The 12,976-nt window shown below is 67.2% G+C and carries 13 protein-coding genes; 8 read left to right on the top strand and 5 right to left on the bottom strand.

The features are described from left to right. Positions 1-101 precede the first annotated feature (101 nt). Genes fadD3 through G6N47_RS10005 form a run of 6 tightly spaced genes read left to right on the top strand, consistent with a single transcriptional unit; the run spans position 102 to position 7,041 of the window. Positions 102-1,622 carry a 3-((3aS,4S,7aS)-7a-methyl-1,5-dioxo-octahydro-1H-inden-4-yl)propanoate--CoA ligase FadD3 gene (fadD3, locus tag G6N47_RS10030; RefSeq protein ID WP_083131099.1) on the top strand — a complete coding sequence of 507 codons (1,521 nt, stop codon included), beginning with the start codon at positions 102-104 and terminating at the stop codon, positions 1,620-1,622. Beyond that, positions 1,623-2,744, top strand: a complete 1,122-nt coding sequence (locus G6N47_RS10025; RefSeq protein WP_083131100.1) for an acyl-CoA dehydrogenase family protein — start codon at positions 1,623-1,625, stop codon at positions 2,742-2,744. Continuing rightward, complete coding sequence (locus G6N47_RS10020) at positions 2,741-3,679, top strand: acyl-CoA dehydrogenase family protein (protein WP_083131101.1); 939 nt, start codon at positions 2,741-2,743, stop codon at positions 3,677-3,679. Before G6N47_RS10025 ends, G6N47_RS10020 begins: the two co-directional genes overlap by 4 nt. After that, positions 3,676-4,617, top strand: a complete 942-nt coding sequence (gene ipdE2 / locus G6N47_RS10015) for an acyl-CoA dehydrogenase IpdE2 (RefSeq protein ID WP_083131102.1) — start codon at positions 3,676-3,678, stop codon at positions 4,615-4,617. Before G6N47_RS10020 ends, ipdE2 begins: the two co-directional genes overlap by 4 nt. Positions 4,618-4,627: 10 nt before the next feature. Beyond that, entirely contained in the window at positions 4,628-5,791 is a 1,164-nt protein-coding gene (locus G6N47_RS10010; RefSeq protein WP_083131103.1) for a pyridoxal phosphate-dependent aminotransferase, read from the top strand. Continuing rightward, positions 5,788-7,041, top strand: a complete 1,254-nt coding sequence (locus G6N47_RS10005; protein ID WP_083131104.1) for a hypothetical protein — start codon at positions 5,788-5,790, stop codon at positions 7,039-7,041. The genes G6N47_RS10010 and G6N47_RS10005 overlap by 4 nt, the downstream gene beginning before the upstream one ends. Here the strand turns inward: G6N47_RS10005 and G6N47_RS10000 are convergent. Genes G6N47_RS10000 through hsaA form a run of 5 tightly spaced genes read right to left on the bottom strand, consistent with a single transcriptional unit; the run spans position 7,038 to position 11,045 of the window. Beyond that, the gene (locus G6N47_RS10000; protein WP_083131105.1) at positions 7,038-7,478 is read right to left on the bottom strand and encodes an Rv1419 family lectin; all 441 of its coding nucleotides are present in this window, start codon (positions 7,476-7,478) and stop codon (positions 7,038-7,040) included. The two genes, G6N47_RS10005 and G6N47_RS10000, sit on opposite strands and share 4 nt — an antisense overlap. Before the next feature lie 48 nt (positions 7,479-7,526). Beyond that, entirely contained in the window at positions 7,527-8,093 is a 567-nt protein-coding gene (gene hsaB, locus G6N47_RS09995) for a 3-hydroxy-9,10-secoandrosta-1,3,5(10)-triene-9,17-dione monooxygenase reductase subunit (RefSeq protein ID WP_083131106.1), read from the bottom strand. After that, entirely contained in the window at positions 8,090-8,995 is a 906-nt protein-coding gene (hsaC, locus tag G6N47_RS09990; RefSeq protein WP_083131107.1) for an iron-dependent extradiol dioxygenase HsaC, read from the bottom strand. Before hsaC ends, hsaB begins: the two co-directional genes overlap by 4 nt. Next, on the bottom strand, positions 8,995-9,861 hold the full coding sequence (hsaD, locus tag G6N47_RS09985) for a 4,5:9,10-diseco-3-hydroxy-5,9,17-trioxoandrosta-1(10),2-diene-4-oate hydrolase (protein WP_083131108.1): 867 nt from the start codon (positions 9,859-9,861) through the stop codon (positions 8,995-8,997). The genes hsaC and hsaD overlap by 1 nt, the downstream gene beginning before the upstream one ends. After that, positions 9,858-11,045 carry a 3-hydroxy-9,10-secoandrosta-1,3,5(10)-triene-9,17-dione monooxygenase oxygenase subunit gene (gene hsaA, locus G6N47_RS09980; protein ID WP_083131109.1) on the bottom strand — a complete coding sequence of 396 codons (1,188 nt, stop codon included), beginning with the start codon at positions 11,043-11,045 and terminating at the stop codon, positions 9,858-9,860. Before hsaA ends, hsaD begins: the two co-directional genes overlap by 4 nt. 96 nt (positions 11,046-11,141) lie before the next feature. On the opposite strand from hsaA, the gene G6N47_RS09975 reads away from it, so the two are divergent. Both G6N47_RS09975 and G6N47_RS09970 read left to right on the top strand, forming a co-directional pair. Beyond that, positions 11,142-12,221: a ferredoxin--NADP reductase gene (locus tag G6N47_RS09975; protein ID WP_083131110.1), complete on the top strand. Its 1,080-nt coding sequence runs from the start codon at positions 11,142-11,144 to the stop codon at positions 12,219-12,221. A gap of 25 nt (positions 12,222-12,246) precedes the next feature. After that, entirely contained in the window at positions 12,247-12,774 is a 528-nt protein-coding gene (locus G6N47_RS09970) for a hypothetical protein (RefSeq protein ID WP_179966440.1), read from the top strand. Positions 12,775-12,976 lie beyond the last annotated feature (202 nt).

Raw genomic sequence — 12,976 nt, 5'->3', positions numbered from 1 at the left:
CCTACCAAGCACTTGCTTTGTAGCCTGGCGACGATGCAGGCCGTGAAGCGGCCTGAGGAGGAGGCAGGCGATCGAACTTTCCAGCGCCGGGAGGAGCGTCGATGTCGACCCAGCCGCGGACCATTCCTGCGGCGTTGGAACGCATCGCGGGTGAGCTTCCCGACCACAAAGCGCTGGTCACCGCCGATCGCACGCTCACCTTTGCCCAGTTGCGGGACGAGGTCCGCCGGGCCGCGGCCGCGATGATCGAGCTCGGGGTTGAGCCCGGTGACCGGGTGGCGATCTGGTCACCCAACACCTGGCACTGGGTGGTCGCGTGCCTGGCGACGCACTATGCGGGCGCCACCATGGTTCCGCTGAACACCCGCTACACCGCGTCGGAGGCCGCCGACATCCTGGCCCGGACCAAAGCGCCGGTGTTGGTCGCGATGGGCTCATTTCTCGGCGCGGACAAGGTCGCCGGCATCGACCGCGGCGCCCTCCCCGATCTGCGCCACATCGTGCGGGTGCCGATCCAGAGCAACGACGGGACGTGGGACGAGTTCGTCGCGCAGGGCACTGATCTTGGCGTGGCCGCTGCCCGTGCCGCGGCGGTACAACCGGATGACGTCTCCGACATCCTGTTCACCTCCGGCACCACCGGCCGCAGCAAAGGCGTGCGGTGCGCACACCGGCAGTCGTTGGCCGGGTCTGCGGCCTGGGCCGCCTGCGGCAAGATCACCGCCGACGACCGCTACCTGTGCATCAACCCGTTCTTCCACAACTTCGGCTACAAGGCCGGCATCCTGGCCTGCCTGCAGACCGGCGCCACGCTGATCCCGCAGCTGACCTTCGACGCCGAGGAGGCGATGCGCGCGGTGGCCGAGCATCGGATCACGGTGCTGCCCGGTCCGCCCACGATTTACCAGACACTGCTCGACCATCCCAAGCGCGCCGACTACGACCTGAGTTCGCTCCGGTTCGCGGTCACCGGCGCGGCGACGGTCCCGGTCGTGTTGATCGAGCGGATGCAGACTGAGCTCGACATCGACATCGTGCTCACCGCCTACGGCCTGACTGAGTCCAACGGGTTCGGCACCATGTGCCGCGCCGACGACGACGCCGTCACCGTGGCTACCACCTGCGGGCGCCCGATCGCCGACTTCGAGCTGCAAATCGGCGAGCACGACGAGGTTCTGCTGCGCGGCCCCAACGTGATGCTCGGCTACCTCGACGACCCGGAGGCGACGGCGGCCGCGATCGACGCGGATGGCTGGCTGCACACCGGCGACGTCGGAAAGCTCGATGCCGCAGGCAATTTGCAGATCACCGACCGGCTGAAAGACATGTACATCTGCGGCGGGTTCAACGTCTATCCCGCCGAGGTGGAGCAGGTGCTGGCCCGCCTGGACGGTGTGCTCGACGCCGCGGTGATCGGCGTGCCCGACGAGCGGCTCGGCGAGGTCGGCCGGGCGTTCCTGGTGACCCGGCCCGAATGTGACCTCGACGAAAAGGCCGTGATCGCCTATACCCGTGAGCACCTGGCGAATTTCAAAACCCCCCGTTCGGTGAGGTTTGTCGACACGCTGCCCCGCAACGCGGGCGGCAAGGTGGTCAAACCGCTACTGCGAGAGATGCCCTAGATGGACCTTGACTTCGACGACGAGACCCGCGCCTTCCAAAGCGAAGTGCGCGAGTTCCTTGCGGCGCACCGTGATTCATTCCCCACCAAGTCCTACGACACCGCTGAGGGCTTCGAACAGCACCGCCGCTGGGACAAGGTGCTGTATGACGCCGGGCTGTCCGTGATCACCTGGCCGCACAAGTACGGCGGTCGTGACGCGACCCTGCTGCAGTGGGTGGTGTTCGAGGAGGAGTACTTCCGCGCCGGCGCACCCGGTCGGGCCAGCGCCAACGGTACGTCGATGTTGGCGCCGACGCTGTTCGCGCACGGCACCGAGGAACAACTGGATCGGGTGCTGCCCAAGATGGCCAGCGGCGAGGAGATCTGGGCGCAGGCGTGGTCGGAGCCCGAGTCCGGCAGCGACTTGGCGTCGCTGCGGTCGACGGCCACGCGCACGGATGGCGGCTGGCTTTTGAACGGGCAGAAGATCTGGAGTTCCCGAGCACCGTTCGGCGACAAGGCATTCGGGCTGTTTCGCTCCGATCCTTCCGCTGAGCGGCACCGCGGGCTCACCTACTTCATGTTCGACCTGAAGGCCGACGGGATCACCGTGCGGCCGATCGCTCAGCTCGGCGGCGACACCGGTTTCGGCGAAATCTTCCTCGACGACGTGTTCGTCCCCGACAACGACGTCATCGGCCAGGTGAACGACGGCTGGCGGGCCGCGATGAGCACGTCGAGCAACGAGCGCGGCATGTCGCTGCGCAGCCCGGCCCGCTTTATAGCTGCCGCAGAGCGGCTCGCACAAGTGTGGAAAGACAGCGGCGACAGCGCTTTTGGTGACCAGGTTGCCGATGCCTGGATCAAGGCACAGGCCTACCGGCTGCACACCTTCGGCACCGTGACCCGGCTGACCGAAGGCGGCGAACTCGGCGCCGAGTCGTCGGTGACCAAGGTATTCTGGTCCGACCTCGACGTCGCGATTCACCAGACCGCGCTCGACATCCGCGGCGCCGACGGCGAACTGGCCGACTCGTGGACCGACGGGCTGCTGTTCGCGCTCGGCGGCCCGATCTATGCCGGCACCAACGAGATTCAGCGCAATATCATTGCCGAGCGGCTATTGGGGCTACCGAGATGAAGTTTGATCTAGACGCGGAGCAACGTGATTTCGCGGCCAGCATCGACGCGGCGCTGGCGGCCGCCGACGTACCCGGGGCCGTGCGCGCCTGGGCCGCCGGCGACACCGCGCCCGGCCGCAAGGTGTGGGCCCAATTGGCCGACCTCGGCGTCACCGCGTTGATGGTGCCCGAGCGGTTCGACGGCATCGGCGCGCATCCGGTCGATCTGGTGGTCGCGGCGGAGCGGCTCGGACGCTGGTGCGTGCCCGGTCCTGTCGCCGAATCCGTCGCAGTGGCGCCCGTTTTGCTTGCGGACGACGAGCGGTGTGCTGCGCTGGCATCCGGTGAACTGATCGCCACCGTCGCGCTGCCGCCGCAGGCGCCGCGAGCGGTCGACGCCGACACCGCCGGCCTGGTATTGCTGGCGGCCGATGGTCAAGTCAGCGAAGGGCAGGCAGGCCAACAACACGAGTCCGTCGATCCCAGCCGTCGCCTCTTCGACGTCACAGCCGCCGGTAAGGCGTGGGACGCCGACGTCGCCCGCGCCTACGAATTCGGCGCGCTGGCCACCGCCGCGCAACTGGTCGGCGCGGGACAGGCCCTGCTGGACGCTGCCGTCGAGTACGCCAAGCAGCGCACCCAGTTCGGCCGGGTGATCGGCTCGTATCAGGCGATCAAGCACAAGCTGGCCGACGTGCACATCGCGGTCGAGTTGGCCCGCCCGCTGGTGTACGGAGCTGCCCTGTCGCTGAGCGCCCGTGATGTGAGCGCCGCCAAGGCCGCCGCGTCGGAGGCCGCGCTGCTGGCCGCCCGCTCGGCGCTGCAAACCCACGGCGCCATTGGTTTTACCGCCGAACACGACCTGTCGCTGTGGCTGCTGCGCGTCCAGGCTTTGCGGCCAGCATGGGGCGATCCCGCCGCCCATCGGCGGCGGGTGTTGGAGGCGCTGGGATGACCGACGAACGGGAGTTGCTGCGCGAGACCGTTGCAGCGCTGGTCGCCAAGCACGCCTCGCCGGAGGCGGTCCGGACGGCGATGGAATCCGAGCGCGGCTACGACGAATCGCTGTGGCGCCTGCTGTGCGAGCAGGTCGGGGCCGCTGCCCTGGTGGTTCCCGAGGAATACGGCGGCGCCGGCGGCAGTCTCGGTGACGCCGTCGTCGTCGTCGAGGAACTCGGCAAGGGGCTGGTGCCCACTCCGCTGCTGGGCACCACGCTCGCCGAACTGGCGCTGCTAGCCGCCGACAAGCCCGACACCGACGCGCTGGAGCGGCTGGCCGAGGGCACCGCGATCGGCGCTGTGGTGTTTGACCCCGACTACGTGGTCAACGGCGACATCGCCGACGTCGTGGTCGCGGCCGACGGCGAAAAACTCACCCGCTGGACCGAGTTCGACGCCGAGCCCGTCGCCGCTATGGATCCGACCCGGCGGCTGGCGCGGGTCACCCCGCAGCAGACCGCGCCGCTCGGTGCGGACCCCGGCCTCGCCGACACCGCCGCCATCCTGCTGGCCGCCGAGCAGATCGGCGCGGCGGCCCGCTGCCTGGAGCTGACCGTCGACTACACCAAGGAGCGGGTGCAGTTCGGCCGGCCGATCGGCAGCTTCCAGGCGCTCAAGCACCGGATGGCCGACCTGTACGTCGCGGTGCAGTCCGCGCGTGCGGTCGTCAACGACGCCGTCGCGGAACCATCGCCGACCTCGGCGGCGCTGGCCCGTGTCGCCGCCAGCGAAGCGTTTTCCACCGTGGCCGCCGAAGGCATTCAGCTGCACGGCGGTATCGCGATCACCTGGGAACACGACATGCAGCTGTATTTCAAACGCGCACACGGCAGTTCGCAACTATTGGGTCCGCCCCGCGAACACTTGCGCCGGCTGGAATCCGAGGTGTTCTAGCCTGGGCGATATGAACGACCGCGTCGCCCTGCGCGCCGGGATCCCGCCGTTCTACGTGATGGACGTCTGGCTGGCGGCCGCCGAGCGCCAGCGCAGCCACGGCGATCTGGTCAATCTGTCGGCGGGACAACCCAGCGCCGGCGCCCCTGCGCCGGTGCGCGCCGCCGCCAAAGCCGCGCTGGAGCGCAGTCCGCTGGGTTATACGGTGGCGCTGGGCATTCCGGAGCTGCGCGGGGCAATCGCAGCGTCGTATCAGGACCGCCACGGGCTATCGGTTGACACCGACGAGGTGGTGATCACCACCGGCTCCTCGGGCGGATTCCTGCTGACGTTTTTGGCCTGCTTCGACGTCGGCGATCGGGTGGTGGTCAGCAGTCCGGGATACCCGTGCTACCGCAACATTCTGTCCGCCCTCGGCTGTGAGGTCGTCGACATCGAGTGCGGGCCGGACACCCGCTTTCAGCCCACCGCGCAGATGCTCGCCGACATCGAGCCGCCGGTGCAAGGCGTGGTGGTGGCCAGCCCGGCGAACCCGACCGGCACGGTGATTCCGCCCGCGGAACTGGCGGCCATAGCGTCGTGGTGTGACTCCGCGGGCGTGCGGCTGATCAGCGACGAGGTCTACCACGGTCTGGTCTACGAAGGCGCGCCGGAAACCAGCTGCGCCTGGCAGACATCACGAAATGCTGTGGTGGTCAACAGTTTTTCCAAATATTTCGCGATGACGGGCTGGCGGCTGGGCTGGCTGCTGGTGCCGACCGAGCTGCGTCGCGCGGTCGACCGACTGACCGGCAATTTCACGATCTGCCCCCCGGTGTTGTCGCAGCATGCCGCCATTGCGGCCTTCACTCCCGAATCGGTGACGGAAGCCGACGGACACCTGCACCAATACGCAGTCAACCGCAGGCTCTTGCTCGACGGCCTGCGGGACATGGGCATCGACCGGCTGGCGCCTACCGATGGCGCCTTCTACGTCTATGCCGACGTGTCGGACTTCACCGACGACTCGATGGCCTTTTGCTCGAAACTCTTGGCGGACACCGGTGTTGCGATCGCGCCCGGCATTGACTTCGACACCGTGCATGGTGGAGATTTTGTCCGGCTGTCGTTCGCGGGCCCGACCAGCGACATCGAGGAAGCGTTGCGGCGGATAAGGTCGTGGCTGCATCGATGAGCCTGGTCATCTCCGATCACGAGCGAGCTGCGCTGGCCGAGGCCACACAATTCCGGTTGTTCGCGGCCATCACCGGACGGCGGTCGCGCCGATTTCCCGTCGGGGGTCGGATCCCCGCCGGGGCGCTGGCGTACACCAGTCGCCGTCCTGTCCAACCGCTGTCGGAAGTCGAACGGGCACTGTTGATTTCGATAGCCGGCGGCGTGACCGGCTGGCACTTCGGCATCACCCACCACCCAGGCTATGCGCCGTCGCTGCCCAACTATTCGGGCAGCGCGACCGGCCGCACCTTCCCGTCGGCCGCGGGCTTCCACACCAGCCAGTTGTTCTTCACCGACGACACCGGCACGTACATGTTGCCCACCCGCGACGCGCAGCCGCGCGAGTTCGACAGCATCGAGGACTGGATCAGCCACACCGCCGACTCTTATGTGCGGATTTCGGACACCCGCCTCGAAGTGCCGCGCGAAGAGCCGCACATGGAGGGCCACAACCTCTGGATCGCCAACCACCCCGGCAGCCTGCTGGCCTTCCCAGTGGCCGATCTCGCCGAGCACCTGATGGAAAACCTGTGGTTCTTCGCCGCCAACGGCTATGTGATCACCGATGACATCACTGGCCGCAATATCCCTGGTGCCGAACGGTTTTCGAACCTACCCCATGCCGACGACCCGATCCCGCTGTCGTTCGTCGAGCAGTACACGCTGACCGAAGCCAGTGCTGAGCTCGCCGTCGGCGCCAACAACGGGGTGTTGGCATTGCAGGCCATGGGCCTGGGCGGCTGGATGTACGACGGGCTGAACCGCTTGTCGGTGCTGGACGGCCTGGGATTCGTCGCCGACGACGACGAACGCTGGCCCTTCCCCAACGTCACCGGCCTCCCCGGATACTTCGAGACGCTCAGCCCCCCGCATGTGCCGTCGGTCGCAACAGGGGTCGAGAAGCTCGTCGCCCGCAAGTACGGCCCCGGTGGTCCGTTTCACCCGGACACACCCGGCCCGTGGTCGGATACCCCCAGGGTTCGCGCCTCCGCGCTGCCGCCGGCGGGCATCCAGGAACTTGTCACGCTCGAGGCGTCGTATATCTATGACACCTTCGGCAAGCTGCCCGGCACCGTGCCGACCGTGCACGTGCTGATGTATCTGCAGGCCCAGCACCTCGACACCGACTTCTACGACGAGTTATTCGGTCCCGACGCCTATCTGCCGACGCACGCCGAGCATCAGGCCCGCTGGCATCCGGAACGCTAATCCCATTGCTCGTCGGCCACATCGGGAATGCAGTGGTAGGCGATCACCGGGGTGCCGGGCTGCGCCACACCGCCGAACACGTTCAGGCACGGGCCGAGGGCACTGGTGATTTGGGCGTTGGGTTGGTGAGTCCACTGCTCGCCAGCCGTATTGGCCTGACACGGCGCGAGGGTCACTGGGGTGTTATCCGCTGCGCCGCCGATGCTGACGCAATATCCGGGGAAGGCCGCACTTTCGATCTGGCCGGCCGGGTTGAAGACCCACAGCTGGGATTTCGACCCGTCACACGGGTTGACCATGGTCGCAGTGCCGTTCGGGGCGTCCAGACACCAATTGCCCAGCCGGCTCCGTAGCTGGACCGGGTCTGCACTCGCCACGCCTGCGCTCAGCAGCGCGGCACCGAAAACCGCGCCGACCAGAAGAACGATGCGGCGCATTGCAGTCCCATCATCGCACCACCGCCGCCGCCGCGACAGGCCAACGTCCTACAGCCAGGTGTCCTGCGTCGTCGTCGTCAGGAACGCCTCGAGGTCGTCGCGCCACTGCGCCGGCGTGGTCTTGTCCGGTTCGATGCCGGTGTAGTCGCCGCGATAGAACAGCAGCGGCCGCGGCTTGATCTTCGGCACCTCCGACAACGACTTCACCGCGCCGAACACCACGAAGTGATCACCGCCGTCGTGCACCGAGTGCACCGTGCAGTCGACGTAGGCCAGTGACCCGTCGATGATCGGCGACCCGAGTTCCGATGGGGTCCAATCGATCCCGGCGAACTTGTCGGCTTCCTTGGAGCCGAACCGCGCCGAGATGTGCTTCTGACCCTCGGTCAGCACGTTGACGCAGAACTTTCCGCTAGCCTCGATGGCCTGCCACGACCGCGACACCTTGGTGGGGCAGAACAGCACCAGCGGCGGCTCCAGCGACAGCGCCGCGAACGACTGGCAGGCAAAGCCCACCGGAACGTCGTTGTGGACGGTGGTGATGATCGTGATCCCGGTGCAGAACTGACCCAGCACGTTGCGGAACGTGCGCGGGTCGATCGGCGCGGCGCTCACTGGTTACGGGCACCCACCGTGAAGTCGTGGCCCCACAGGCTGACCGCGGTGCTTTCCCGCGCGATCCAGTCGTGGTCGTCGACTTTCCGCCCCTCACAACCGAATTCGACGTCGAACCCGCCAGGCGTCTTCATGTAGAACGACAGCATCAGGTCGTTGACGTGCCGGCCCAGCGTCGCCGACATCGGCACCTTGCGCCGCAATGCCCGGTCCAAGCACAGCCCCACGTCGTCGGAGTTCTCCACTTCGACCATCAGGTGCACGATGCCGCTCGGGGTCGGCATCGGCAGGAACGCCAGGCTGTGGTGCCGGGGGTTGCAGCCGAAGAACCGCAGCCAGGCCGGGGCGCCGTCGGCGGGGCGACCGACCAGCTGCGGGGGCAGCCGCATCGAGTCGCGCAGCTTGAAGCCGAGCACGTCGCGGTAGAAGTGCAGCGCCTCGTCGTCGTCGCGGGTGGACAGCACCACGTGGCCCAGGCCCTGGTCGCCGGTGACGAACTTGTGCCCGTACGGGCTGACCACTCGGCGGTGCTCCAGTGCGGCGCCGTGGAAGACCTCCAGGCAGTTGCCCGACGGATCGGCAAACTGGATCATTTCGTCGACGCGCCGATCGGCCAGCTCGGCGTCGGTGGCTTCCTTGTACGGCGTGCCCTCGACGTCGAGCCGGTTGCGGATCTCTTGCAGCCCTTCGGCATTCGCGCATTCCCAGCCGGCCACCGACAGCCGGTCGTGCTCGCCGGGCAGGATCACCAGCCGGGCCGGGAAGTCGTCCATCCGCAGGTACAGCGCGCCCTCGGTCGTGCCGCTGCCCTCGACCATGCCGAGCACCTTCAGCCCGTACTCGCGCCAGGCCGCCACGTCGGTGGCCTCGATGCGCAGATAGCCCAGCGACCGGATGCTCATCACGCGCCTCCCAAAAAGTCGATGGTCAGCTTGTTGAACTCGTCGAACTTTTCCACCTGTGCCCAGTGTCCACACTGCCCGAAGACATGCAGCTGCGCACGCGGAATGGTCTTCAGCGCGACCAGCGCGCCGTCGAGAGGGTTGACGCGGTCTTCACGGCCCCAGATCAGCAGCACCGGCTGGCGCAGCCGGTACACCTCGCGCCACATCATGCCGGCCTCGAAGTCGGCCCCGGCGAACGACTTTCCCATCGCTGCTGTGGCGGCCAGCGATTCGGGTGTGCTGGCCAGCGCGAAGCGCTCCTCGATCAGCTCGGGGGTGATCAGCTTCTGGTCGTAGACCATCACACGCAGGAACGCCTCGAGGTTTTCCCGCGTGGGTTCGACGGAGAACTTGCCCAGCCGCTTGACCCCTTCGGTGGGGTCGGGTGCGAACAGGTTGATGCTCAGCCCGCCGGGACCCATCAGCACCAGTCGGCCCGCCCGATCCGGGTAGTCGAGCGCAAAGCGAACGGCGGTGCCGCCGCCCAGCGAATTACCCACCAGCGGAACACGTCCCAGCTCCAGCTGGTCGAAGAGCCCCTTGAGCGCCCTGGCGGCGTAGCGGTTGAACTGCTCGTGCTCGGCGCGTTTGTCGGAGTGGCCGTAGCCGGGCTGGTCGACGGCCAGCACGTGAAAGTGCTGCGCCAGCACGGCGATGTTGCGGGAGAAGTTCGACCAGCTCGACGCGCCTGGCCCGCCGCCGTGCAGCAGGACAATCGTTGGGCCGCTGCCGGCTTCGTGATAGTGCAGCTTCAGCGGTCCGTCGACGTCGACCTCGGCGAAGCGCGAGGTCGACTCGAACGTCAGCTCCTCGGTGGCGGTCATACCATTGTGTCGCCGGGCGGCAGCCCGAACTCGTGGTTCCCGAAGATCACGTAGGCGCGCTCCGGGTCGTTGGCGGCGTGCACCCGGCCGGCGTGTGCGTCGCGCCAAAACCGTTGGATCGGAGCATCATTGGCCAGTGCGGTGGCTCCGGACGCCTCGAACAGCCGGTCGACCGAGGCGATCGCCCGGCCGGTGGCGCGGACCTGGTCGCGGCGGGCACGTGCCCGCAGCTCGAACGGAATCTCCTTGCCGGCCACCAGACATGCGTACTCGTCGCTGACGTTGCCGATCAGCTGTCGCCACGCGGCGTCGATGTCGCTGGCGGCCTCGGCGATGCGGACCTTGGCGAACGGGTCGTCTTTGGCTTTCTCCCCGGCGAACGCCGCCCGGATCCGCTTGCCCTGATGCTCGACGTGCGCCTCGTAGGCGCCGTAGGCCATACCGACGATGGGGGCCGAGATCGTGGTGGGATGCACTGTGCCCCAAGGCATCTTGTAGACCGGCGCGGTGTTGGTCTCATAACCGCCGGCGGTGCCGTCGTTCATCGCCTTGTAGGACAGGAAGCGATGGCGCGGCACGAAGACGTCCTTGACAACGATCGTGTTGCTGCCGGTGCCGCGCAGCCCGACCACGTGCCAGACGTCTTTGATCTCGTATTCGGTGCGCGGGATCAGGAAGCTACCGAAGTCGACGGGCCGGCCGTCCTTGATCACCGGGCCGCCCAAAAAGCACCAGGTGGCGTGGTCGCAGCCGGACGACCAGTTCCACGACCCGCTGACCAGATAGCCGCCGTCGACCACCGTGCCGGCACCCATCGGGGCATACGACGACGAGATCCGCACCGTCGGGTCCTCGCCCCAGACCTCTTCCTGGGCCTTCTGGTCGAACAACGCCAAGTGCCAGTTGTGCACCCCGATGATGGATCCCACCCAGCCGGTGGAGCCGCAGGCGCTGGCCAGCCGTCGCGCAGCCTCGTAGAACAGCGCCGGGTCGCACTGCAGGCCGCCCCACTGCTCGGGCTGCAGCAACGTGAAGAAGCCGACGTCGTCGAGCGCCTTGACGGTCTCGTCGGGCAGCCGACGCAGATCCTCGGTGGCCTGAGCGCGATCGCGCAGCTGGGGAAGCAAGTCGTCGATGCCGGCCAGGACCGACTGCGCGTCACGCTGTTGAATAGAGGCTGACATAGATCAAAGACTAGAACACGTTCCGATTTGTGTCGAGCAGGGTATTCCTGCGGCTGGTAGCGGTACATAGTGGTTTTTCTGTAACCTGTTCTAGTTATGACTGAAGGAAGGGCCGTGACCGTTCCCGACGAGCCGCTCGGCAGCCACGTCCTGGAGCTGCAGGTCGCCGACGTCGTCGCCGAGACCGACGACGCGCGGTCGTTGGTCTTTGCGGTGCCCGACGGCGTGGAGATCCCCGCCGACCGGCTGCGCTATGCACCCGGCCAGTTCCTGACGCTGCGCATCCCCAGCGACCGCACCGGCTCGGTCGCGCGCTGCTATTCGCTGTGCAGCTCGCCCTTCACCGACGACTCGCTGACCGTCACCGTCAAGCGGGACAGGGACGGCTACGCGTCGAACTGGATCTGCGACCATGCCCACCCCGGCATGCGGATGCACGTGCTGGCGCCGTCGGGCAACTTCGTGCCCAAGACCCTCGACGACGATTTCCTGCTGATCGCCGGGGGCAGCGGGATCACCCCGATCATGTCGATCTGCAAGTCGGCCCTCTCGGAGGGCAGCGGGCAGGTGGTGCTGCTGTACGCCAACCGCGACGACCGCTCGGTGATCTTCGGCGACGCGTTGCGCGAGCTAGCCGCCAAGTATCCCGACCGGCTGACCGTCGTGCACTGGCTGGAGTCGCTGCAGGGGCTGCCGAGCGCCACGGCGCTGGCGCAACTGGCCGGCCCCTACACCGACCGGCAGGCGTTCATCTGCGGGCCCGGGCCGTTCATGGCTGCCGCGCGGGAGGCCTTGGATGCCCTGAAAGTGCCTGCGGCCCAAGTACATCTCGAGGTGTTCAAGTCGCTGGAGTCGGATCCGTTCGCCGCGGTGAAGATCGAGGACTCGGGCGATGAGCCGCCGGCCACCGCGGTGGTGCAGCTCGACGGCGAAACCCACACGGTGTCGTGGCCGCGCGGAGCCAAGCTGCTCGACGTGCTGCTGGACGCCGGCCTGGACGCGCCGTTCTCCTGCCGCGAGGGCCACTGCGGCGCGTGTGCGTGCACCCTGCGCAAGGGCAAGGTGAACATGGAGGTCAACGACGTGCTGGAGCAGCAGGACCTCGACGAGGGCCTGATCCTGGCGTGCCAGTCGCATCCGGAGACCGATTCAGTCGAAGTCACTTATGACGAATAGCCGCGAGCGATAGGTTCTTGTGGTGATCAAGCGGCTCGGTGTGGCACTGACGGGTCTCGTGGCGGCGTTGGTGTTGGCGCCTTCCTCGTCGGCGGCAAGCAATACCGCGACCACGCTGATGCCGGTCGACGAGGCTAACCAGCTGGAGACGCGCGTCCTGCTCGACTGCCACAAGCCGATCGGCAGCTGCGACTTCACCGTCGGTGCCGACTTGCGGACGCCCGACGGGGTGACCGGTTTCCCGTCCGATCTCTGGGCGCGCCAAAGCACCGAATTCCGCTCGCCGAACCGGATGGCCTACCTCGACGTGCATGCCGACGGTCAGTACGAGCGGATCATGAAGCAGGGCGGCACCGACGTGATGACCGACATCTACATGGGTGAGGGCCCGCCGGAGAAGTACCAGAGCAGCGGTCGGATCGACTCGACCGACTGGCACAACGGGCAACCGAAGACCGACGTCAGCGTCATCGTCTGCACGCACATCCAGGTGGTCTACAGCGGGGTCAACCTCACCTCGCCCAGCACTTGCGCGCAGACCAACTTCTCTTGAGCATCGCCGATCTAGTCACGCCGTTTTATCAGCGGTTGTGGAACGACTGGGACGACGACGCCGTCGATGGGCCGATACACGGTGGGACGTGACGAATGGCGGAGGTACCGAGATCAAATCCGTCGCGCTGCACCGGATTAACGGGACGCACCTTCAGCTACACCGGCGCAGGGTTTTTCACCGCCGCCGATGGCCTGATCAC

This window comes from Mycobacterium branderi (genome assembly GCF_010728725.1).
GTDB lineage: Bacteria > Actinomycetota > Actinomycetes > Mycobacteriales > Mycobacteriaceae > Mycobacterium > Mycobacterium branderi.
Note: the sequence above shows the minus strand (reverse complement) of the source record. Positions and strands in the feature narration are given on the sequence as shown.

Coding starts and splice junctions, on each gene's coding strand:
- fadD3 (WP_083131099.1), top strand. CDS start 102: ATGTCGACCCAGCCGCGGACCATTCCTGCGGCGTTGGAACGCATCGCG.
- G6N47_RS10025 (WP_083131100.1), top strand. CDS start 1,623: ATGGACCTTGACTTCGACGACGAGACCCGCGCCTTCCAAAGCGAAGTG.
- G6N47_RS10020 (WP_083131101.1), top strand. CDS start 2,741: ATGAAGTTTGATCTAGACGCGGAGCAACGTGATTTCGCGGCCAGCATC.
- ipdE2 (WP_083131102.1), top strand. CDS start 3,676: ATGACCGACGAACGGGAGTTGCTGCGCGAGACCGTTGCAGCGCTGGTC.
- G6N47_RS10010 (WP_083131103.1), top strand. CDS start 4,628: ATGAACGACCGCGTCGCCCTGCGCGCCGGGATCCCGCCGTTCTACGTG.
- G6N47_RS10005 (WP_083131104.1), top strand. CDS start 5,788: ATGAGCCTGGTCATCTCCGATCACGAGCGAGCTGCGCTGGCCGAGGCC.
- G6N47_RS10000 (WP_083131105.1), bottom strand. CDS start 7,478: ATGCGCCGCATCGTTCTTCTGGTCGGCGCGGTTTTCGGTGCCGCGCTG.
- hsaC (WP_083131107.1), bottom strand. CDS start 8,995: ATGAGCATCCGGTCGCTGGGCTATCTGCGCATCGAGGCCACCGACGTG.
- hsaD (WP_083131108.1), bottom strand. CDS start 9,861: ATGACCGCCACCGAGGAGCTGACGTTCGAGTCGACCTCGCGCTTCGCC.
- hsaA (WP_083131109.1), bottom strand. CDS start 11,045: ATGTCAGCCTCTATTCAACAGCGTGACGCGCAGTCGGTCCTGGCCGGC.
- G6N47_RS09975 (WP_083131110.1), top strand. CDS start 11,142: ATGACTGAAGGAAGGGCCGTGACCGTTCCCGACGAGCCGCTCGGCAGC.